The following is a 20564-nucleotide window of genomic DNA, read 5'->3' on the forward strand; positions in this document are numbered from 1 at the left end:
CGCGGCGGCGCGAGCAGTACCCCGGCGGGGGCCGGTGCCGACACACCGGTCCCCCGCCGGGTCAGCCCACCCGTACGACGTCGACGTCCGACGCCTTGACGAAGCCGACGCGGTGGCCGATCTGGACCGTCAGGTACGTCTCCGGGCCGGTGAAGTAGGTGTGGTCGTAGGGCTGCGAGGAGTCGATGGTGGGCGCGTGGTAGTAGCCCGTGGGGGCTTCGCCGCCGCCGGGGAACGACTGGCCCGCTCCGATCGTGTAGAGGAGCGGGGCCCCGGTCCGGCCGCCGGTGAAGCCGGCCGGGTAGTCGGCCGCCGCGGGGTAGGCGACGCCGTACACGGGGACGTCGGTGCGTCCGGGCTTGGGGCGTACCACGGTGCCGCGGGTGGGGGTGAGCACATGGCTGCCCTCCGGGGTGCGGAGCCACGCCTTGGCGCCGTACCACCAGATCGCGGTCCAGCCGGGCGCCCGGTCGGCGACGACGGCCTGCTGGGTGGCGCTGATCTTGCTGCCCCAGTCGGCGGCGCAGTCGGTGCCCACGCCGCCGGGGTGCAGTCCGGGGTCCGCGAACAGGGGTGCGTCTTCGGTGGGGCCGGTGTGCAGCGGTACGGCGCTGCTGCCCTGGACGGGCAGGTCCGTGTCCTTCTCGCAGTCGCGGAACGCCTGCCGGTTGGCGTCGAACCCGGCCGTGACGGTCACCAGGGGGCTGTTCCTCGCGGCGGCGGGGCGCGCGGCCTTCGCCTCCTGGCGCAGGAGCTTCATGAAGCGGTTCCAGTCCCAGTAGGGGCCCGGGTCCCAGTGCATGCCGCCGGTCCCGGCGGCGGAGGTCGGCGGGACGCCGTCGTGGCCGAGGATGTGCTGCCGGTCGAGCGGGATGTCGTGCACGCGGGCGAGATGGGCGACCAGTCGGGCGGTGGAGCGGTACATCGCCGGGGTGTACCACTGGGCGCCCTGGGCGGCGTAACCCTCCTGCTCGATGCCGATCGAGTGGGTGTTGACGTACCAGTTGCCCGCCTGCCAGGCGATGTCCTTGGTCTTCACCATCTGGGTCACGTGCCCGTCGGACGACCTCACCACGTAGTGGGCGGAGGTCTTGCTCGCCGGGTTCTGGAAGAGCTTCAGGGTGGAGTCGAAGCCGACTTCGGTATCGTGCAGGACGATGTAGTCGATCTTGTTGGTGCGGGGCCGGTCCGCGGTGTCGTAGTTGCCGTACGACTCCTTGTCGGCCGGGTCGCCGGTCTGCCGGTAGGCGGCCGGCACCCAGTCGCAGGCGAGGCCGCGCGGGCATTCGGGGCGGACCGCGTCGGCGGGCCGGGCTCCGGCGGCGGGGGCGAGCAGGGTGGCGCTCAGCGTGCCGGCCGCGGCCAGGGCCACCGCGAACCTGATCTTCGTCTTCGACGTCATGGGGGCAGCCCTCCTGCCGTCCGGTTCCGGTGGGCCGGCGCCGGGCGATCCGTGCATGGTGTGGTGGCGGCACACTCTGTTGCGCGGGGTGACGGCACGTCAAGGGGCGGACGGATGCGGCCCCATCCGCCACTGGACCGGACCACTGGCACCGGCTGTGACCTGCGGTGTGAAAGCCGGGAGTGGGACGGACACCGCCCGCGTTACCGGAGTTTTACCCGGCACGGGCCGGACCGTCGCTCGGTCGACGCGCCTACCGGCGCTCCGTCGATGCCAGGTCCGGCACACCACTGGCGCTCCGACCGTGGCGATTATGTGACTAATGCCCGTTCCGCGTAACCCGGATGGCCCAGGGGTAGGGCTCCGCCGACAGGACCATGTCGCGCGCGGCGCGTGCGACGGATCTTTGGAAAGGCACCCACGCACATGGCACAGCCCTTCTCACTGCCCGACTTCTACGTCCCGTATCCGGCGCGGCTCAACCCCCACCTGGAGGAGGCACGGCAGCACACCCGGGAGTGGGCGCGCGGCATGGGCATGACGGAGGGATCGGGCATCTGGACGGAGGAGGACCTGGAGGCCCACGACTACGCGCTGCTCTGCGCGTACACGCATCCGGACTGCCCGGCCGAGGTCCTCTCGCTGGTGACCGACTGGTACGTGTGGGTCTTCTTCTTCGACGACCACTTCCTCGAACTGTTCAAGCGGCACCCGGACCGCGCCGGGGGGAAGCGGTATCTGGACCGGCTGCCCGCGTTCATGCCGATGGAGCGCGGCGCGGCGGTTCCGGAGCCCGCCCATCCGGTGGAGGCGGGCCTCGCGGACCTGTGGGCGCGCACGGTGCCGGCCATGTCGGACGCCTGGCGGGCGCGGTTCGCGGAGTCGACGCGGAACCTGCTCAACGAGTCGTTGTGGGAACTGGCGAACATCAACGAAGGGCGGATCGCCAACCCGGTCGAGTACATCGAGATGCGCCGCAAGGTGGGCGGTGCCCCCTGGTCCGCGGGTCTGGTGGAGTACGCGGCGAGTGCCGAGGTGCCCGCGCGGGTGGCGGACTCCCGTGCGCTGCGGGTGCTGCGGGACGCCTTCTCGGACGCGGTCCATCTGCGCAACGACCTGTTCTCGTACCAGCGGGAGGTCGAGGACGAGGGGGAGAACAGCAACGGCGTGCTGGTGCTGGAGAAGTTCCTCGGCTGTACCACCCAGGAGGCCGCCGAGGCCGTCAACGACCTGCTCACCTCGCGCCTCCAACAGTTCGAGAACACCGCGCTGACAGAGCTGGCCCCGCTGTCCGTGGAGCGCGGTCTGGACCCGGCGGAGAACGCCGCGGTGCTGGCGTACGTGAAGGGGCTGCAGGACTGGCAGTCCGGCGGGCACGAGTGGCACCTGCGCTCCAGCCGGTACATGAACGGCGGCGGGGTGGAGCCGGTGCCGGGCTTCGGGCCGGTGGCGGGCGGCTTCGGGATGGCGGCGGCGTCGATCCGCTTCACCCCCCGCTCGGAGGCGGCCCGGATGCGCGGCCACAGCCATGTGCCGCACCGGCGGGTGGGGCCCTCGCTGCTGCCGGCGTTCGACCTGCCCTACCGCGCGAGGCTCAGCCCGCACCTGGACGGCGCCCGGGTCCGGGTCGTGGAGTGGGCCCGACGGATGGGTGTCCTGCGGGCCCAGCCGGGGCTGCCGGGTTCGCACATCTGGGACGAGGACCGCATCCGGGCGATCGACCTGCCGCTGTGCGCGGCGGGCATCCGCCCGGACGCCACCCCGGACGAACTGGACGTGTCGTCGGCCTGGCTGGCCTGGGGCACCTACGGCGACGACTGGTTCCCGGTGGTGCACGGGCGGACCCGCGACCTGGCGGGCGCCAGGGCGGCCAACGCCCGGTTGTCGCTCTTCATGCCGCTGGACGCCGGCGCGACGCCGGAGCCGGTGAACGCGCTGGAGCGAGGGCTGGGCGACCTGTGGACGCGGACCGCGGGAGGGCTGGACGAGGACGGGCGCCGCGACTTCCGCCGCGCGGTCGAGGTCATGACGGAGAGCTGGCTGTGGGAGCTGGCGAACCAGGCACAGAACCGGATTCCGGACCCGGTGGACTACGTCGAGATGCGCCGGCTGACGTTCGGCTCCGACCTCACGATGAGCCTGTGCCGACTGGGGCACGGGAGGAAGGTGGCACCGGAGGTCTACCGCAGCGGCCCGGTGCGGTCGCTGGAGAACGCGGCCGCCGACTGGGCGGCCCTGCTCAACGACCTGTTCTCGTACCAGAAGGAGATCGAGTACGAGGGCGAGGTGCACAACGGCGTCCTGGTGGTGCAGAACTTCTTCGGCGTGGACTATCCGACGGGCGTCGCCGTGGTGCACGACCTGATGACGTCGCGGCTGCGCCAGTTCGAGCACGTGGCGCAGGTCGAACTTCCGGTCCTGTACAAAGACTTCGGCCTGGACGCGGAGGGCAGGGCGACCCTGGAGGGTTATGTGCACGAGCTCAGGAACTGGCTCGCGGGCATCCTCGTGTGGCACCGGGAGTGCCGGCGCTACCGCGAGGAGGACCTGCGGAGGGAGAGCCGGGGCGGTACGGCGTGGCAGCTCGACGGGCCGACGGGGCTGGGCACGGCGGCGGCTCAGCTGACGCGGTCGCTGGCCCGGACGGCCGCCGGCCGGGGGTAGCGGAGCCGCCCGACGGCCCGGCCGGCCCCGCGGAGGCGCGGGGAAACGTCCCGGCGTATCCCTGCACCTCCGCGGGAGATGCGCAGGGACGTTTCCGCGGTCGCCGGGGGCCGGGCCGCGGGGTCAGCCCTGCTGGAAGAGCTCCGCGGGCAGCGGCTTCAGCAGCGCGTACAGGTCGTCGGTGATGGGCCGGTCCCAGCTGGCGATGGTGACGAGCACGCCGTCGCTGCGGTCGAACTGGACGCAGGCGATCCGGCTCTCGGAGAGCTTCACCCGGCGCACGATCATGAGGTTGTCGCCCTGCATGACCGGCATGTCCTCGGTGCTGGTGACCTCGACCGGCTCGTCGTTCTCCAGGGCGAGGAGCAACTGCGCCACCTCGAAGGGGACCTGGCCCTCCTCGGTCTCGCGGGCGGGCGAGCCCTCCGGGAGGTTGCCGATGATCATGGCCGGGCCGCGGCCGCCGTACAGGTCGTACCGCAGGAAGACGCCCTGGCAGGTCCCGTCGGGGGCGGGCAGCAGACCGGCGCCGAGGTTCCCGGGCCAGTCCCCGGGGTCCATGGCCAGGACATCGAAGTCCGGGCCCGCGGGAGTGGCGGCGCTGCGACGGCGGAGGAAGGACATGCAGACATGGTACGTGGCCCGGCTCACGTTCCGGAGCGGCCCCCGGCATGCGGTCCGGCGGGGCACTCCGGCCGCGCGGCGGCCCCGCGCGCCCGGCTCGCGGGCGCGGTCAGCAGGATGCGCCGGACTCGGCGGCCAGGGCTTCCAGAACGGCCACGGCCTCGGCGGACCGGTCGTACGGGACGAAGAGGTGGTCGTGGTGGTATCCGGCGACCACGTTGCAGCTGATGCCGGCGTCGGTGAGGGCGAGGGAGACGGCGGCGGTCAGTCCGACGGCGTCCAGCGCGGAGTGCACCCGCAGGGTGATCCAGCCGGCCGTGAAGTCGTGGCCGAGCCCGGCGGCCTCCGCCTCGCCCTCGGGCAGCACGAGCGTCAGCCCCTCGCGTTCGGCCACCGTCACGACCGGGTGCACGCCGCCGGGCGCCGTGCCGCCGGGCACGCTGGTGAAGACGTACCGTCCCGGCTGCCGCTCGGGCCGCAGGGTACGCAGCAGGGTGCGGAGGTCGCGCTCACCGGTCATGGCTCCAGGCTACGGCGGCGGCGCCGCGGCGAGGGCCGGGACACCGGCTGCGCCGCGCGCCGGCTCAGGCGCGGTCGAAATCGCCCCCGCGGGCGTTGACCACGAACGCGCGCCACTCGGCGGGGTTGAAGATCAGCGACGGGCTGCCGGGTCTGCCCGCGTTGCGCATGGCGATGCATCCCTCGACGAAGGCGATCTGGACGTCGCCCGCTCCCCGCGTGCCGGATCTCCAGTCGGCGCCGCTCAGGTCGAGATCAGGCTTCTCCCATCCCGCGAAGGGATTCCGGATGGCCGTGCGTTCCGCCACGACTGCTCCTCCCGCTCGTCGTCCCCTTCCAGGGTAGCCACCGGCCGCCGCGCGGGACAGGGTGCGTAAGGCGGACCGTGCCGACGCGGACCATCCATCGTGCCGCGCCCCTTGCCAGGCACCCCGGACTCCTGAATTACTGCTTCCGGGAACGGCAACCGAATGATCGGTCGGCCCCGGTGGGAGGAGTGCGCGCATGACGGCCCTGCTGGACGACGCGGAGCGGCTCGGACGCGACGCGCTGGAGGAACTGCAGCTCGAACGGCTCCAAGCCACGCTGCGGCACGCGTACGGGAACGTCGCGCACCACCGCGCGGCCTTCGACGCCGCGGGGGTGCGGCCGGAGGACTGCCGGAGCCTCGCCGACCTCGCCCGCTTCCCGTTCACGGTGAAGGACGACCTGCGGGCCGCCTACCCCTTCGGCATGTTCGCCGTCGACCGGTCGGAGATCCGCCGGCTCCACGCCTCCAGCGGCACCACCGGCACGCCGACCGTGGTCGGCTACACCGGGCGGGACCTGGAGACCTGGGCCGACGTCGTGGCCCGGTCGATCCGCGCCGCGGGCGGCCGTCCCGGCCAGACGATCCATGTCGCCTACGGGTACGGTCTGTTCACCGGCGGACTCGGCGCGCACTACGGGGCGGAGCGCCTGGGCTGCACGGTCGTCCCCGCGTCCGGCGGCATGACCGCGCGCCAGGTACGGCTGATCCAGGACTTCCGGCCGGAGATCATCATGATCACCCCGTCGTACATGCTGACCCTGCTCGACGAGTTCGAGCGCCAGGGCGTCGATCCGCGCGGTACGTCGCTGCGGACCGGGATCTTCGGGGCGGAGCCGTGGACCGAGGAGATGCGCCGGGAGATCGAGGAACGGTTCGCGATCGACGCGGTGGACATCTACGGGCTGTCGGAGGTGATGGGTCCGGGGGTGGCGCAGGAGTGCGTGGAGACCAAGGACGGGCTGCACGTCTGGGAGGACCACTTCTATCCGGAGGTCGTGGATCCACTGACCGGAGAGGTGCTGCCGGACGGCGAGGAGGGGGAGCTGGTCTTCACCTCGCTCACCAAGGAGGCCATGCCGGTGATCCGCTACCGCACCCGCGACCTGACGCGGCTGCTGCCGGGCACGGCGCGGGCGTTCCGCCGGATGGAGAAGGTGACGGGCCGCAGCGACGACCTGGTGATCGTGCGCGGGGTCAACGTCTTCCCGACCCAGATCGAGGAGATCGCCCTGCGGACGCCCGGGGTCGCCCCGCACTTCCAGTTGCGCCTCACCCGCCGGGGCCGGCTGGACGTGCTGACCGTACGGGCGGAGGCCCGGCCGGGCCTGGACGCGGAGGGCCGGCGCCGGGCGGCCGCGGTCCTCGCGGCCGGGGTCAAGGACGGAGTGGGGGTGTCCGCCGAGGTGGAGATCGTGGACCCGGAGTCCCTGGAGCGGTCCGTCGGGAAGATCCGGCGGATCGTGGATCTGCGGGGCGAGGTATGACGGAGGGCGGCAAGGCGCTCGCGGGGGGCGGAATGTGACCACCCGGCCGGGGCCGGTCCTTGAACCGCCACCGGTGACGACGGCGGCTCGTCCGGGCCCCGCGAGCCCGGTTCCGGCGGGGCCCGGCGGGCGCCTCCGACACCCCGGCAGGAGCGTTCAGGCGTACCGGGCCCGCAGTTCACGCTTGAGGATCTTGCCGCTGGCGTTGCGCGGGATGTCGTCCACGAAGAGCACCCGCTTCGGAGCCTTGAAGTGCGGGAGGCGGGCGCGGGCGTGGGCGACGAGGTCCGCCTCGGTGGCGTCGGCGGCCTCGGGGCGCAGGACGACGACGGCGGTGACGGCCTCGATCCAGCGGTCGTCGGGCAGGCCGACCACCGCGGTCTCCGCGACGGCCGGGTGGGTGTAGAGCACGTCCTCCACCTGACGGGAGGCGACGAGGACACCGCCGGAGTTGATGACGTCCTTCACCCGGTCCACAACCGTGAAGTACCCCTCGGCGTCCCGGACCGCGAGGTCGCCGGAGTGGAACCAGCCGTCGCGGAACGCCTCCGCCGTCTCTTCGGGCTTGTCCCAGTACCCCTGGCACAACTGCGGTGAGCGGTAGACGACTTCACCGGCGGTGCCGTCGGGCACCTCTTCGCCGTTCTCGTCGACGACGCGCGCCTCCACGAAGAGGACGGGGCGTCCGCACGAGTCCATCCGGCCCTCGTGCTCGTCGGGACCGAGGACCAGGGCGAGCGGTCCGATCTCGCTCTGGCCGAAACAGTTGTGGAAGGCGAGGGCGGGGAGGCGTGCCCGGAGGCGTTCCAGGACGGGCACGGGCATGATCGACGCGCCGTAGAACGCCTTGCGCAGCCCGCCGAGGTCGCGGTCGGGGAACTCGGGGTGGTTGGCGAGACCGATCCAGACGGTCGGCGGGGCGAAGAGACTGTCGGCGAGGCCGGCCTCCACCAGGTCGAAGATCCGTCCGGCGTCGGGGGCGTCCAGGATGGTGTTCTCCGCGCCGACCGCCAGGTAGGGCAGCAGGAAGACGTGCATCTGCGCGGAGTGGTAGAGCGGCAGCGCGTGCACGGGCTTGTCGGACCCGTCCAGACCGAGGGCGGTGAGGGCGCTGACGTACTCGTGGACGAGCGCGCCGTGGGTCATCATCGCGCCCTTGGGGCGGGCGGTGGTGCCGGAGGTGTACAGCAACTGGACCAGGTCGTCGGCGGTCGGGGCGCGCTCCGGCGAGAAGGGCCGGACGTCGGCGAGCGCGTCCAGGAGCGAACCGGGGGCGTCGCGCAGCGCGCGCACGGGGTGTCCGCCGGGGACGCGGCCGGCCAGGTCAGGATCGGTGAGCACCAGGGAGCTGCCGGACTGGTCGAGGAGGTAGGCCAGGTCCTCGCCGGTGAGGTTCTGGTTGACCGGTACGTGGACCAGTCCGGCGCGGGCGCAGGCGAGGTAGCCGATCAGGTAGACGTCGGAGTTGTGCGCGTAGGCGGCGACGCGGTCGCCGGGGCGCAGGCCGTGGTCGGCCGTGAGGACGGCGGCGGCGGTGGACACGGCGGCGTCGAGTTCCGCGTAGCTCCAGGTCCGGTCGGCGTAGCGCACGGCCGTCCGGTCCGGGGAGCGCCGGGCGCTCCGGGTCAGGACTCCGTCGACCGTGCTGCCGCGTACACCTGTCATGCGGTGATCCTGTGCGGCCGGGGGCCGGTGGTCAAGGGTCGCGGCGCACGCTCCGTGGGGCGGGCACCCGGCGGGAGGCGTCAACGGCGCACCGTGGCCCGTAGCGGGACGAGTCCGACGGCGTACGCGCACGGGTCCGCCGCGTACGGGACCGAGTTCGCGGTGCACGGAGACGGAATCCGGGGGTGGGCCTTACTCTCTGGTTCGGCAGGAAGTTTCACGAACGTACGCAGTTCCGAAAATAACTTTCGACACGGGACTGCGGGGCGACGGGAGAGGGCTGCGGATGACCGGGAACACCACGGGCGGGCCGTTGGGCCGGCGGGCACTGGGCGGCGGGATACTGGCACTGGGCGGGGCGCTCACCCTGGCGTCGGTCCCCTTCGCGGGGCGGGCGGCGGCAGCGGCGCCCGCCGTGGGCGCCTCCGGGACGGGGGCGCCGGCCACGGGGACGGGAGCCGGTACGGACATGGCGTCGGCGTCGAGGAGGACGGTGCTGCGGCGGGGCACGGCCGCGCGGGCCGGGCTCCTGCAGGAGCAGTTGGACCTGCTGGTGCGGGACGCGCGGGCGTTCCTGGAGGACTCCCCCACGCACCCGTGGTACGCGGGCGCGGTGCTGCTGGCCGGCCGGGGAGGCACGGTGGCGCTGCACCGGCCGATCGGCTCGGCGGTGCGCTACAGCGCGTACGACGAGAAGACCGACACCGGGGTGGAGCTGCCGACCGATCAGCAGGTGCCGATGGCCGAGGACACCGTCTTCGACCTCGCCTCGGTCTCCAAACTCTTCACCTCGCTGCTGGCGGTGCAGCAGATCGAGCGCGGGCGGCTGGGGCTGGAGGCGACGGTGGCGTCGTACCTGCCGGAGTTCGCGGGCGGCGGCAAGGGCGGGGTGACGATCCGCCAGCTGCTGACGCACACCTCGGGGTTCCGTGCGTGGATCCCGCTCTACAAGGAGCCCACCCGCGAGGGGAAGCTGCGGCTGCTGTGGGACGAGACCCTGGTCGGGGCTCCCGGCACGGCGTACCTCTACTCGGACCTGAATCTGATCTCGCTCCAACTGGTGCTGGAGAAGATCACCGGCCGCACGCTGGACGTGCTGCTGCGCGAGGAGATCACCGGGCCGCTCGGCATGGAGCACACCCGCTACAACCCGCCCGCATCCTGGCTGCCGAGGATCGCGGCGACGGAGGACGCCCGGCTGCCGTGGTCGGGGCTGGACCGCGGCATGGTCCGGGGCGAGGTGCACGACGAGAACGCGTACGCGCTGGGCGGGGTCGCCGGCCACGCGGGCGTGTTCTCCACCGCGTGGGACCTGGCGGTGCTGGCGCGCACCCTGCTCAACGGCGGCGCGTACGGTCCGGCCCGGATCCTCTCCGCGGAGTCGGTGTCCCTGCTGTTCACCGACTTCAACACCGCGTTCCCCGGGGACGCGCACGGGCTGGGGTTCGAGCTCTACCAGCACTGGTACATGGGCGCGATGGCGACCCCGCGGACCGCCGGGCACACCGGGTTCACCGGGACGAGCCTGGTGCTCGACCCGTCCACCGACTCGTTCCTGATCGTGCTGGCCAACTCGGTTCACCCGGTCCGCAGTTGGCGGTCGGGCAGTACCCCGAGGGTCGCCGCCGCGAACCGGATGGCGCGGGCGGTAGCGGTGCGGCCGGAGCGGGGACGCACCGCGTGGTACGCGGGCATGGCGAGCGCCGCGTCCGTCACGCTCGGCCTTCCGCAGCTGCGGCCCGCCTCCGAACGGGCGGTGCTGCGCTGCGCGTTGTGGTGGGACGTCGAACCGGACGCGGACACGCTGGTCCTGGAGGCGTCCGCCGACGCGGGGGCGACCTGGCTCCCGGTGCCGTTCACCACGACCGTGACCACCACCGGGCAGCGCCACGCCGCAGCCCCGGCGGATCACCCGGACGGGTCGGTGACCGGCTGGTCGGGCCGGGTGTGGCACGACGTGCGGGCGGGGCTCGGGGCCTGGCGGGGGCAGCACCTCACGCTGCGCTGGCGTTACACCACCGACCGGCTGTACGTGGGCCGGGGCGTGTACGTGGACGGGCTGCGGGTGGAGGACGGGGCCCGGACCCTGTTCGACGAGCGCCGGCCGGGCGACGCGGACCGCGTGACGGCACTGGGGTGGGCACGGGCGGCGGACTGAGGGGGCGGTTCGAGGGTGCGGTCCGTGGTGGCGAGAACGACGCGGACCGCGCTCTCGGGGCCGACACCGACGCCGGGGGCGGTCCCGATTTCCCAGGATTGCCCACACAAGGCTCCCCTAAGCATTCTCGACGTTGTACTGGGCATCCTGAAACGATCTTGTGGTGCCTGGTGTGATCACGGCTTCGGACGTCCTGGATAGCCCCTTCACGGGCCAGAGCCCGCGTGTCTTCTGCAATTTGGTGACTGCGCCGCGCCGCGAGGGTGCGGATGCGGCCCGCGAGGGCCTCCGGTGGTCCCTCTCCGCTGGAAGACCGGGTGCTGGTTGCCGCGGCCTACAGGGTTATCCGGGCACCGGGCTCGTGACGCCCCATCGTCGCCGCAAAGGCGACGAACTGCTTGGCTGGAAGAAGGCCCACACCAAGTCCCCCAAGCAGGTCCGCGACCGCGTCGAGCACGTCTTCGCCCGCATGAAGACATGGCAGGTCCTTCGCGACTGCGGTCTCAGAGGCGACGGCGCCCGCCACGCCGTGCGCGGAATCACCCGCCTGCACAACCTCAACCTCGCCGGACAAACGAGCGGTCGGGCTCGCCACCGACCACGTCCACACTACGCAGGGACCAATCACGGGACAGGACTCGACAGAACCTTCCTCGGGTAGGCGTGTGCCCCGCCACGGCGTCTCACCAGGCGGGCAAATTGTGCCATGCGTGTCCGCAAGTACCTTTGCAGTACGTCTGCTTGCGGCGGGCATCGGCGATGGCGAACACCGAGACGAGGACACGGAACGCTCTGACGTGTTCGTCGGCCGGGAGGGCTGCAAACCCGTAGCGAGGTGGATCCATGGAAATCATCACTGAGGGATTTGCCGTGGCCTTCACGCCGGACCGGGCAACACCTTCCCGTCCGTCTGCCGCCGTGATGTGGGCCTGCATCACGTAGCCGGCGACTTCCTGGAGTACAGCCTGCCGTCTCGCCGGGGAAAGGACGGAGAACCAGGAGGTCCCCTCGTCCAACGTGCGGAGCTCTTGGGCTACCTCGTTGACAACTTGCTCGGCTTCACGCCGAAGCGCTCGCCCATCCTCACTGCCGGTCCCCAACATCTGCCGATCATTCCACAGCGCCTCGGTCGAGAACGAGCTGGAGACGGACGGCGCGACGCTTCGACTGACTCGCGTCATGATCCACAGGAAACGTCCTAGTAGTGCTTCTTTACCTTGAGTGATCTTGCCTGGTGATGGGCATCTTCAACGTGGGAGACTGGGGATGTCGAGCGGCTCCGGGGTGAGTTGGCGGAGTTCGTGGGTGATGTGTTCCGGTCGTTGCCACGGCAGGATCAGCGCCGGTGGGGTGCCTGTCATCTGCACGGTCTGATGCTGGACGGGCGGTGTAAGTCGATCCAGCCGATGGCCGAGCGGTTGCCGGACGGGAACATGCAGGGTACGCAGCAGTTCGTGAACCAGTCGCCGTAGGAGCCGTTGCCGGTGCGGCAACGGCTCGCCCGACGACTGTCCGACGCTGTTGTGCCTGTAATCGACGACGCTCGATCTCCCGGCTCCGCCGCCGCCCCCTGGACGCGCTCGCCGGCCTGTTCCTGCAGCCGCCGCACCTGGCGCAGAAACTGGACATGGTCAAGATGGGCCGCGTCGCGCTGGACGGCACCAAACTGGAGGCCAGCGCCTCCAAACACAAGGCGGGCCTGCTCGCGGCCGTTTGGCGGTCGCTGCCGGGACCCCCTATCAAGCGAAGGCGGATGACGATGCTACTTCGCACCGATGGCCGCAGTCTGCGCGCGGCACAGCGCCAGCCCCGCAGTCACCTCTTCGTGGTCCGGGCCGTTCTGGGCAAGGAGTTCGCCGGCCGCGGTCATCGCGGCCCAGAAGGCGGGCGGTGAGCCCCGCTCGTCCCGGAACTGGGTTTTGGCGAAGTAGAGAAAGATCTTTGTGAGCTCCCCGGTGCGAAACCATGCGAGCAGACCTCCGGGATAGCCTCCGCGGGCACCGGCGGCGATTCCCAGTAGGTCGCGGATGTGCTTCTCGTGCTCGCCAAGCACGCGCTCCACGATGAAGACGTGCCCGAACCTGAGAGCGAAGGCGAGGTCCTCCTCCTCACCCACCGCGAAGTCTGCGAAAAGCGGCTCGAACTCCTGGAGTCGGGCTTCGGCGTCAGTCTCGGGCACACCCAGGGCCAGGCACACGGCCAACACGCAGACACCCCACTTGCCGGTTCTCGTGGCAAGCTCGGCGAAGACCTCCTCGCCGCTCTGCCCTCCGGCGAGCATCTCCTGCGCCGCCAGAACCAACGCGCCCTCATCCTCCCCATGACTCATGGCGAGAGGCTAATACCCACTGGGCCTGCCGTGAAGGTATGCCTGGCCGTTCGTAGAGCGTCTCCGAGATGGTTCGGCCACAACCCAGTATCCGGGCCTCGATGAGGCGGTTGCATCACGACGTGACTATCGCTGCACCCGCTGGGTCCGGCCCCGCGCCGGGGGCGGTGCCACCGGCAGTTCCGCACGGCCGCGTCCGGCCTGCCGGGCGCAGAGTGTGCGGCTCGAACCTGGCCTGCGCGTTCCGGTAGGCCGCCCCCGCCCCCTCACCTCTCCGCCGGGGCCGCCGTCCCCTGGGCCGGAAAGTGGCCCCGCTCCTGCCGCACCGGTCCGGTGGACTGCCTGACCACCAGCCGGGGTCTGATCAGCAGGGAGCGGCCCGCGCCCGGTTCGGCCTCGATCCGGGCGCGGAGCTGCTGGAAGGTCTCGGCGGCCATCTCCGGCAGCGGCTGGCGGACGGTGGTCAGGGGCGGTTCGAAGAGGTCGGCGAGGAGGATGTCGTCGAAGCCGACCACGGAGACGTCGGGGCCGGCGGTGAGTCCGGCGTCCTTGACGCCCCGGCAGATGCCGATCGCGCACATGTCGTTGATGGCGACGAAGGCGGTGGGCGGCCGGGGTCCGGAGAGGAGTTCGCGTGCGGCGTTGCGGCCGAGTTCGGCGGCGTCCTTGTCGCCGAACTCCGTCATGGCGGCTCCCGGCCAGACGACGGCGTCCGCCGGGTCGAGGCCCGCCTCCTCCAGTGCGGCGCGGAATCCGCGCAACCGCTCGCGGCGGTTGACGCTGCCGACCGAGCCGGAGACGAACGCGAGTCTGCGGTGGCCGAGTTCAAGGAGGTGACGGGTCGCGATCTCGGCGCCCATGGCGTTGTCTACGCTGATGCTGGCGAGCGACGGCGGGTCGCCGGCCTGCGCGGTGCGGTCGAACGCCACCATCTTGAGGCCGCGGCTGAGCAGCGGCGTCACGTGGTCGAGGGAGGGCAGCGAGGAACACAGCACCACCCCGCTGACCCCGTCCGCGAGCAGTTCCTCACCGTATCTCAGCTCGCGTGCGGGGTCGCGTTCGCTGTTGCAGAGCAGGACGTGGTACCCCTCCGCCAGCGCGATGGCCTCCAGCTCCCGTGCCAGTGAGCCCCAGAAGGGGTTGGCGACGGACGGCACGATGAGCCCGATGACCTTGATGCGACCGGTGCGCAGCATCCTGGCGGCCCGGTTGGGCCGGTAGCTGAGGCGTTCGATGGCCTGCTCGACGCGGGCGAGCGTGGCCGGCTGCATCCGGTTGGTACGGCCGTTGAGGACGTTGGAGACCGTACTGGCGGAGACCCCGGCTGCCTCCGCGACCTGATGGATCGTAACCCCGCTCATGCCACCTCCGGTTCGGAACACACGACTGTTTTAGTGTATCGATTTAGTGAAGTCACCATACCTGCCAGGACGTTAACTTCCCTGAAAAGTTCTTGTGCTTCACGTGTTGACGTTCCTCCTGAGCCGTTCCTAGCATCAGTGCATCGATTTACCAGCACTTCCCAGCCACTGCTGGGTGCCTTCCGGTGGATCGATCCACAGACTTCACCTCAAGAGGGGTGCCCCATGGAACTCACAAGACGGTCGATGCTCGCAGCCATCGGCGTCGGCGGCGCCGCAGCCCTGACCGGATGCGGCACCGGCACCGGCTCGGCCTCCGCCGGTTCTGCCGACGGCCCCGCAGAGGGCGAGATCACCCTCCTCACCCCCATCTACGAAGGCAGCAACGGCAAGACCCTGCTGGAGAAGGAGATCCTCGGCGGCTTCCGGAAGAAGTACCCGGACGTCAAGGTGAACGTGGACTACACCACGTACGCGCAGCTCAACGAGAAGATCACCACCGGGCTCGCGGGCGGTCTGCTGCCCGACGTGCTGATGATGGGCGTCGGCTGGATCCCGCCGTTCGCCGCCAAGAAGGCCATCGCCGAACTGCCGGAGCGGCTGGCGACCGCCCACCAGTACGAGGAACGGGTGCTGGACCCGTCGCGGTACGAGGGCAAGCTGTACGCGCTGCCGGTCGTGCTGGACACCCGGATCGTCGTCTACCGCAAGGACCACTTCGCCGAGGCGGGCATCAAGAAGACCCCCGCCACCTGGGCCGAGTTGCGCGCGGTCGCCAAGCAGCTCACGAAGGGCGACCGGGTCGGCTTCGACCCGTTCTCGATCGACCTGCGGCAGTGCTGGGAGACCTTCCTGTTCGCCAACGGCGGCCAGTTGTTCAGCGCGGACGGCAAGAAGGCGCTGTTCACCGGCGAACGCGGCGTCGAGGCGCTGCAGTTCTTCAAGGACCTGATCGCCGACGGCTCCGCGGACTACACGAAGAAGACGGACGCCGGCGCCCCGTCGAACGTGCAGACCGGCGAGGCGTCGATGATGATGACCACCAGCGCCCTGTGGGTGCAGGTCGCCCAGCAGAACCCGGAACTGATCGAGGGCGACAAGCTCGGCGCGTTCGTCCTCGCCAACCGCCGGCCCGCGATGCTCCAGGGCGGCACCCTCGTCACCCAGTCGGCGCGCTCCAAGCACCCCGCCGCCGCCCGCGCGCTGGTGGAGTACCTGGCGACCCCGGAGTCGATCCTCGGCGCGGCGAAGCAGCGCGGCTCGGTCCCCGGTCTGCGCGACCTGGACGACACCGGCTACGTCAAGGAGAACCGGTTCGTCGACCTCTCGCTCCAGAACCTGGAGCACGCCGTCTCCGAGGGCGGCACCCCCGCCTGGATGGAGATCCGCGAGAAGATCAAGCCGACGCTGGAGCCCGCGATCGTGGGAGACCAGTCCGCGAAGGACGCCGTCGCGGAGCTCGGCCGGCTCGCCGAGGCCGCCATCGGCCGGATGTGAGGTCGTCACCGTGTCACTGACATCCGCACTCAAGTCCCCGCCCGCCCGGCCGCCTTCGAACGGCCCGGCGCCGGCGCCGGTACGCACCCGGCGTACCCCGACGGGTCCGGGACGACGACGCCGCCGGGCGGGCATGCTCATGGTGGCGCCTGCCCTGCTGCACGCGGCGCTCTGGATCGGCCTGCCGGTGCTCGCCTCGGTGGTGCTGGCCTTCACCAAGTACGACGTGCTCACCGCGCCCGAGTTCGTGGGGCTGGACAACTTCCGCGACATGCTGGACGACGCCGTCTTCCGCAAGTCGATCGTGAACACCGTCGTCTACACGTTCTTCACCGTGCCGTTCGGCATGGTGCTCGGGCTGCTTCTGGCGCTGGCGCTCAACACCGGGCTGCGGGCCCGCGGCGTCTTCCGCACCGCGGTGTTCCTGCCGCAGGTGACGGCCACGGTGGCGATCGCCCTGGTCTGGCTGTGGATCTACAACCCCGGCAACGGACTGTTCAACGCGCTGCTGTCGTTCCTCGGCGTGCAGGGCCCGGCGTGGCTGTCCTCGACCGCCTGGGCGATGCCCTCGGTGATCCTGGTCGGCGTCTGGCAGGGCATCGGCATGAAGATGCTCATCTATCTGGCCGCGCTCCAGTCCCTGCCCAAAGAGCTGTACGAGGCGGCGTCGGTGGACGGCGCGTCCCGGGTGAGGCAGTTCTTCTCGATCACCCTGCCGCTGCTGAAGCCGGCCACCTTCTTCGTGCTCATCACCTCGATGATCTCGGCCTTCCAGTCCTTCGACCAGATCTACATCCTCACCGACGGCGGTCCGGCCAACAGCACCACGATGATGACGTACGAGATCTACAAGTCGGCCTTCCGGGAGTTCCGCATCGGCTACGCCTGCGCGCAGTCCCTGGTGCTCTTCGTGCTGCTGATGGGCTTCACCCTGGTCAACCGCAGGATCATGGGAGGCACCCGTGGCAACAGTTGAACCGTCCCTGACCGCCCCGGCGCCCCCGGTGGCGGGCAGGCCGAAGGCCCCCGCGCCGCGCCCCCGGCGCGCCCCGGTCTCCCCCGGCCGGATCGTGCTCTACGTGACCCTGTCGGTGATCTCGCTGCTGATGGTGGTGCCGTTCGTCTGGATGGTGCTGACCTCGCTGAAGACGCCGGTCGAGATCGCGTCGCAGGACGCCGGACTGCTCCCGGAGCACTGGGCGTTCGGCAACTACGTCGACGCGCTGAAGGCCGCGCCGTTCGCGACGTACGCCCGCAACAGCTTCGTCATCGCGATCAGCCACACGGTGATCAACGTGCTGGTGGCGTCCATGGCGGGGTACGCGCTGGCCCGGATCCGGTTCCGGGGCAGCGAGGTGATCTTCTACCTCTTCATCGCGGCGCTCATGATCCCGACGTACACCAAGGTGCTGCCCGAGTTCCTGATCGTCCGCTTCATGCCGCTGGCCGGGGGCAACGACCTCTTCGGACAGGGCGGCAGCGGGTGGCTGGACAGCTGGTGGGCGCTGATCGTGCCGGGCGCGGTGACGCCGTTCGCCGTGTTCCTCTTCCGGCAGTTCTACCTGGACCTGCCGGTGGAGCTGGAGGAGGCGGCCCGCCTGGACGGGCTCGGCGAGTTCCGGATCTACGCCCGGATCATGACGCCGCAGGTCAAGCCGGCCCTCACCACGGTGGCGCTGCTGACCTTCGAGTCGTCCTGGAACAACTTCCTCTGGCCGCTGCTGGTGACCCACACCGACAGTCTCCGGGTCATCCAGGTCGGGCTCTCCGTCTTCAAGACGGAGAACGGCACCCAGTGGCACTTCCTGATGGCCGGCACCACGCTGGCCACCCTCCCCATGGTCGTTCTGTTCCTGATCGGCCAGCGCTACTTCGTCCAGGGCTTCGCGACCGCCGGTCTCAAGTGACCGTGCGCGGCGCCGGGCCCGCACGACCGCGGTTTCCCGCGACCACATCCGGCCGGGCGGCCGATCCCGGCCCCCTCATGGCCGGCAACGAAAGGGCACTCCCCATGTCTGCTGAACTCAACGGCTCCTTCGCGCTGGTGACGGGCTCCGGCCACGGCATCGGCCGGGCCATCGCCGTCGGACTCGCCGAAGCGGGCGCCGACGTCGCCGTGCACTACCACTCCTCCGGCGAGGAGGCGGCGAAGACCGTCGCCGCCATCGAGGCGCTGGGCCGCCGGGCCAAGGCGTTCCGGGCCGACGTGACCGTCACCGCCGACGTGGACCGGCTGGTGGAGGAGGCCGCCTCCTTCCTCGGCGGGCTGGACGTCCTGGTCTGCAACGCCGGGCACCTGGTCGGCCGGGCGACCGTCGAGGAGATGTCCGACGCACACTTCGACCAGGTGATCCAGGTCAACCTGACGTCGGCGTTCCGCACCGTGCGGGCCGCACTGCCGCACCTGAAGCGGTCGTCGGCCGGCCGCGTCGTCACCATGTCCTCGCTGGCCGCGCACAACGGCGGCGGGCCGGGCTCGGTCGCGTACGCCGCGTCGAAGGCCGGGGTCCGGGGCTTCACCAAGGGGCTCGCCAAGGAACTGGGCTCCGCGGGGATCACCGTGAACAGCGTCGCCCCCGGTTTCATCCGGGGCACCGCCTTCCACGACACGTTCACCGCCCCCGCCGCGCAGGAGGCGATGGCGGCGGGCATCCCGGTGGGCCGGGCCGGCACGCCCGAGGACGTGGCCTCGGCCGTCGTCCACCTGGCCTCGCCCGCCTCCGGTTTCCTCACCGGAACCACGGTGGACATCGACGGTGGCGTGTGGCCGCGTTGACGGGCATGGCGCGGGAGCGCGGCGGCTGGTGGCACGCGTACGTCTGCCCGGTGCACGGGGTCGAGCTGGACCACGGCGACCTGCTCTCCGGAGTCTTCCCGGCGGGCGGCGCGCGGTGCGCGCACGGTTGCCGGGTGGACGACGAGGCGGTGCGCGGCGCCTGGACGGTGCTGTCGCACCAGGCGTGGGCGCGTCACCTGCGGGTGCTCGCCCATCGCGGCAAGCGCGCGGAGGCGGTGGCCGGGCTGGAGGAGTTCGCCGCCCTGTACGCGGAGCTGGCGGCCGACGGACACGGCGAGGCGCAGGCCTGGATGCTGCGCGGCAGGATGTTCCACCAGGCGCTGACGGACGCGATCTGGGCGGTGAACATCGGCCACGCCGTGATCACCCTGGCCGCGGAGGGCACGGCGGACCTGGCGCCGCTGGGGCCGTTCCTGGACGAGCTGGAGCGGGCTGCGTCCGACGCGCGGGACGTGCTGACCGGCCGGGGGCAGCTCGCTTCGAACTACACGGCGTGGCTGAACGCCGCGGGCGTCGCCGCGGGCCGGGCGGCCGCCGCCGTGCGAGGGCTGGAGTGGGACGGCGCGAAGCGCTGGCTGGACGGCGACCAGGGGTTGTTCGCGCATCTGCGGGTGGCGGTCGCCGAGGACGGCTGGGAGTGGGAGGGCAGCACCTACTACCACGGGTTCGTGCTGCGTGCGGCGCTGCTGGCGCTGCGGGGGACGGACCCGGCGCAACTGCCGGCGGACGTGGTGGACGTGCTGGCCGCAATGACGGACGTGCTGGCGACGATCACCACCGCGGGCGGCATCCTGCCGGCGCTGCACGACGGTCCGTACGCCCGTCACCCGCTCGCCCTGGAGTGGCTGGAACTGGTCTCCCTGGCACAGCAGTTGGTGCCTTCGGAGCCGTTGGTGGCGGTGGCGGAGCGGGCCCGGCGGGAGCTGGGCGCGGCGGACGACGGGCTGGACGGGCTGCTCGGCGGCTGGTTCGCGGGCCCGCCGCTCGCCCGGCGCGCCCCTGCGGCGCCGGTCACGGTGTTCGGGGCCGCCGGTTACGCCGTGCTGCGGGGCGCGGGCATCCACGCGCTGCTGGACTTCGGTCCGCACGGCGGCTCGCACGGCCACCGGGACAAGCTGTCGCTGTACCTCTACGGCGAGACCACCGCCTGGCAGCCCGACCCCGGTCAAGTGCCTTACGCACACGCGGTGTTCCGGGACCACTACGCCTCCACGGCAGCCCATCCGGCGTTCTCGGCGGACGGGGGCGAACAGGCGGAGTGCACCGGTGCGCCGCTCGCCGCGGACGCGGTGTCGGTGACGGCCGAGGTGACGACGGCGTACGAGGGGGTGCGCGCGGTGCGCCGGGTGGTGCTCGGCGACTGCTACCTGGTGGACCTGCTGACCGTCTCCGGCGAGCGCCCGCACCGCTTCGCCGCGCATCTGCGCCCCGGCACCGCGCTGGACGTTCAGGCGCAGGCGGGCGGTCCGGTGCGCACCACCTGGTACGGCGAACAGACGCTGCACGGGTGGCACACCCACACCGCGGGGGTTCCGGTGCGGCCGGCCGCGCGGCCGGGTCCGGGTCCGGCGGACGACCCCCAACGGATGTGCACCCACGTCGACTTCACGGCCGAGTCGGAACGGATCGTGTTCGCGTCGGTGTACCAGGCGTCGGCCGCGGGCCCCGCGGTGACCGCGGTACGGCTGGACGGCGAGGAGCTGACGGTGGAGCTGGCGAACGGCGCCTCGGCGCGTTTCGGTACGGAGGGCTGA

The 20564-nt window shown here is 71.4% G+C and carries 17 protein-coding genes and 2 pseudogenes; 11 read left to right on the top strand and 8 right to left on the bottom strand.

The window, feature by feature from the left end:
* Window positions 1-61: 61 nt before the first annotated feature.
* Window positions 62-1402 carry an N-acetylmuramoyl-L-alanine amidase gene (locus Q0994_RS18255; protein WP_299536020.1) on the bottom strand — a complete coding sequence of 447 codons (1341 nt, stop codon included), beginning with the start codon at window positions 1400-1402 and terminating at the stop codon, window positions 62-64.
* 426 nt (window positions 1403-1828) lie between these two features.
* Between Q0994_RS18255 and Q0994_RS18260 the strand changes: the two genes are divergently transcribed.
* Window positions 1829-4066 (top strand): germacradienol/geosmin synthase, encoded by a 2238-nt coding sequence (locus tag Q0994_RS18260; protein ID WP_299536023.1) that lies wholly within the window; start codon window positions 1829-1831, stop codon window positions 4064-4066.
* A 123-nt stretch (window positions 4067-4189) separates the two neighbouring features.
* Here the strand turns inward: Q0994_RS18260 and Q0994_RS18265 are convergent, their stop codons facing one another.
* From Q0994_RS18265 to Q0994_RS18275, 3 genes are all read right to left on the bottom strand, one after another.
* Window positions 4190-4690, bottom strand: coding sequence for a hypothetical protein (locus Q0994_RS18265; protein ID WP_299536025.1), 501 nt, complete (start codon window positions 4688-4690; stop codon window positions 4190-4192).
* 109 nt (window positions 4691-4799) lie between these two features.
* Window positions 4800-5210, bottom strand: a complete 411-nt coding sequence (locus tag Q0994_RS18270; RefSeq protein WP_299536027.1) for an ACT domain-containing protein — start codon at window positions 5208-5210, stop codon at window positions 4800-4802.
* A gap of 64 nt (window positions 5211-5274) precedes the next feature.
* Window positions 5275-5517, bottom strand: a complete 243-nt coding sequence (locus Q0994_RS18275) for a DUF397 domain-containing protein (RefSeq protein WP_299536030.1) — start codon at window positions 5515-5517, stop codon at window positions 5275-5277.
* 196 nt (window positions 5518-5713) lie between these two features.
* On the opposite strand from Q0994_RS18275, the gene paaK reads away from it, so the two are divergent.
* A complete protein-coding gene (gene paaK / locus Q0994_RS18280) occupies window positions 5714-7003 on the top strand; it encodes a phenylacetate--CoA ligase PaaK (protein ID WP_299536032.1) in 1290 nt (429 codons plus the stop codon).
* Window positions 7004-7159: 156 nt separating this feature from the next.
* Here the strand turns inward: paaK and Q0994_RS18285 are convergent, their stop codons facing one another.
* Complete coding sequence (locus Q0994_RS18285; protein ID WP_299536033.1) at window positions 7160-8668, bottom strand: acyl-CoA synthetase; 1509 nt, start codon at window positions 8666-8668, stop codon at window positions 7160-7162.
* 286 nt (window positions 8669-8954) lie between these two features.
* Here Q0994_RS18285 and Q0994_RS18290 point away from each other — a divergent pair, with 286 nt between their 5' ends.
* Together Q0994_RS18290 and Q0994_RS18295 are read left to right on the top strand one after the other, a co-directional pair.
* Window positions 8955-10826, top strand: coding sequence for a serine hydrolase (locus tag Q0994_RS18290; protein ID WP_299536035.1), 1872 nt, complete (start codon window positions 8955-8957; stop codon window positions 10824-10826).
* Window positions 10827-10989: 163 nt separating this feature from the next.
* The gene (locus Q0994_RS18295) at window positions 10990-11487 is read left to right on the top strand and encodes a hypothetical protein (RefSeq protein ID WP_299536038.1); all 498 of its coding nucleotides are present in this window, start codon (window positions 10990-10992) and stop codon (window positions 11485-11487) included.
* A 22-nt stretch (window positions 11488-11509) separates the two neighbouring features.
* Here the strand turns inward: Q0994_RS18295 and Q0994_RS18300 are convergent, their stop codons facing one another.
* Complete coding sequence (locus Q0994_RS18300; protein WP_299536040.1) at window positions 11510-12007, bottom strand: DUF5958 family protein; 498 nt, start codon at window positions 12005-12007, stop codon at window positions 11510-11512.
* 129 nt (window positions 12008-12136) lie between these two features.
* On the opposite strand from Q0994_RS18300, the pseudogene Q0994_RS18305 reads away from it, so the two are divergent.
* Together Q0994_RS18305 and Q0994_RS18310 are read left to right on the top strand one after the other, a co-directional pair.
* A pseudogene (locus tag Q0994_RS18305) lies at window positions 12137-12295 on the top strand (transposase); the annotation flags it as partial.
* A gap of 71 nt (window positions 12296-12366) precedes the next feature.
* Window positions 12367-12522: pseudogene (locus Q0994_RS18310) on the top strand (IS1182 family transposase); the annotation flags it as partial.
* 66 nt (window positions 12523-12588) lie between these two features.
* Here the strand turns inward: Q0994_RS18310 and Q0994_RS18315 are convergent.
* Both Q0994_RS18315 and Q0994_RS18320 read right to left on the bottom strand, forming a co-directional pair.
* The gene (locus tag Q0994_RS18315) at window positions 12589-13155 is read right to left on the bottom strand and encodes a hypothetical protein (RefSeq protein ID WP_299536042.1); all 567 of its coding nucleotides are present in this window, start codon (window positions 13153-13155) and stop codon (window positions 12589-12591) included.
* Window positions 13156-13421: 266 nt separating this feature from the next.
* Window positions 13422-14516, bottom strand: a complete 1095-nt coding sequence (locus Q0994_RS18320; protein WP_299536044.1) for a LacI family DNA-binding transcriptional regulator — start codon at window positions 14514-14516, stop codon at window positions 13422-13424.
* Between the two features lie 225 nt (window positions 14517-14741).
* On the opposite strand from Q0994_RS18320, the gene Q0994_RS18325 reads away from it, so the two are divergent.
* From Q0994_RS18325 to Q0994_RS18345, 5 genes are all read left to right on the top strand, one after another.
* Window positions 14742-16013 (top strand): ABC transporter substrate-binding protein, encoded by a 1272-nt coding sequence (locus Q0994_RS18325; RefSeq protein WP_299536046.1) that lies wholly within the window; start codon window positions 14742-14744, stop codon window positions 16011-16013.
* 139 nt (window positions 16014-16152) lie between these two features.
* On the top strand, window positions 16153-16989 hold the full coding sequence (locus Q0994_RS18330; protein WP_299536048.1) for a carbohydrate ABC transporter permease: 837 nt from the start codon (window positions 16153-16155) through the stop codon (window positions 16987-16989).
* Window positions 16976-17920 (top strand): carbohydrate ABC transporter permease, encoded by a 945-nt coding sequence (locus Q0994_RS18335; protein ID WP_299536050.1) that lies wholly within the window; start codon window positions 16976-16978, stop codon window positions 17918-17920. The genes Q0994_RS18330 and Q0994_RS18335 overlap by 14 nt, the downstream gene beginning before the upstream one ends.
* 104 nt (window positions 17921-18024) lie before the next feature.
* Window positions 18025-18789 carry an SDR family NAD(P)-dependent oxidoreductase gene (fabG, locus tag Q0994_RS18340; RefSeq protein ID WP_299536054.1) on the top strand — a complete coding sequence of 255 codons (765 nt, stop codon included), beginning with the start codon at window positions 18025-18027 and terminating at the stop codon, window positions 18787-18789.
* Window positions 18777-20564: a heparinase II/III family protein gene (locus Q0994_RS18345; RefSeq protein WP_299536057.1), complete on the top strand. Its 1788-nt coding sequence runs from the start codon at window positions 18777-18779 to the stop codon at window positions 20562-20564. Before fabG ends, Q0994_RS18345 begins: the two co-directional genes overlap by 13 nt.

This window comes from uncultured Streptomyces sp. (assembly GCF_947488945.1).
Taxonomy (GTDB): Bacteria; Actinomycetota; Actinomycetes; order Streptomycetales; family Streptomycetaceae; genus Streptomyces.

Bases quoted from the DNA above. Each gene is read 5' to 3' on its own strand.
- Q0994_RS18255 (WP_299536020.1), bottom strand. From the start codon at position 1,402: ATGACGTCGAAGACGAAGATCAGGTTCGCGGTGGCCCTGGCCGCGGCC.
- Q0994_RS18260 (WP_299536023.1), top strand. From the start codon at position 1,829: ATGGCACAGCCCTTCTCACTGCCCGACTTCTACGTCCCGTATCCGGCG.
- Q0994_RS18265 (WP_299536025.1), bottom strand. From the start codon at position 4,690: ATGTCCTTCCTCCGCCGTCGCAGCGCCGCCACTCCCGCGGGCCCGGAC.
- Q0994_RS18270 (WP_299536027.1), bottom strand. From the start codon at position 5,210: ATGACCGGTGAGCGCGACCTCCGCACCCTGCTGCGTACCCTGCGGCCC.
- paaK (WP_299536032.1), top strand. From the start codon at position 5,714: ATGACGGCCCTGCTGGACGACGCGGAGCGGCTCGGACGCGACGCGCTG.
- Q0994_RS18285 (WP_299536033.1), bottom strand. From the start codon at position 8,668: ATGACAGGTGTACGCGGCAGCACGGTCGACGGAGTCCTGACCCGGAGC.
- Q0994_RS18290 (WP_299536035.1), top strand. From the start codon at position 8,955: ATGACCGGGAACACCACGGGCGGGCCGTTGGGCCGGCGGGCACTGGGC.
- Q0994_RS18300 (WP_299536040.1), bottom strand. From the start codon at position 12,007: ATGACGCGAGTCAGTCGAAGCGTCGCGCCGTCCGTCTCCAGCTCGTTC.
- Q0994_RS18315 (WP_299536042.1), bottom strand. From the start codon at position 13,155: ATGAGTCATGGGGAGGATGAGGGCGCGTTGGTTCTGGCGGCGCAGGAG.
- Q0994_RS18320 (WP_299536044.1), bottom strand. From the start codon at position 14,516: ATGAGCGGGGTTACGATCCATCAGGTCGCGGAGGCAGCCGGGGTCTCC.
- Q0994_RS18325 (WP_299536046.1), top strand. From the start codon at position 14,742: ATGGAACTCACAAGACGGTCGATGCTCGCAGCCATCGGCGTCGGCGGC.
- Q0994_RS18330 (WP_299536048.1), top strand. From the start codon at position 16,153: ATGGTGGCGCCTGCCCTGCTGCACGCGGCGCTCTGGATCGGCCTGCCG.
- fabG (WP_299536054.1), top strand. From the start codon at position 18,025: ATGTCTGCTGAACTCAACGGCTCCTTCGCGCTGGTGACGGGCTCCGGC.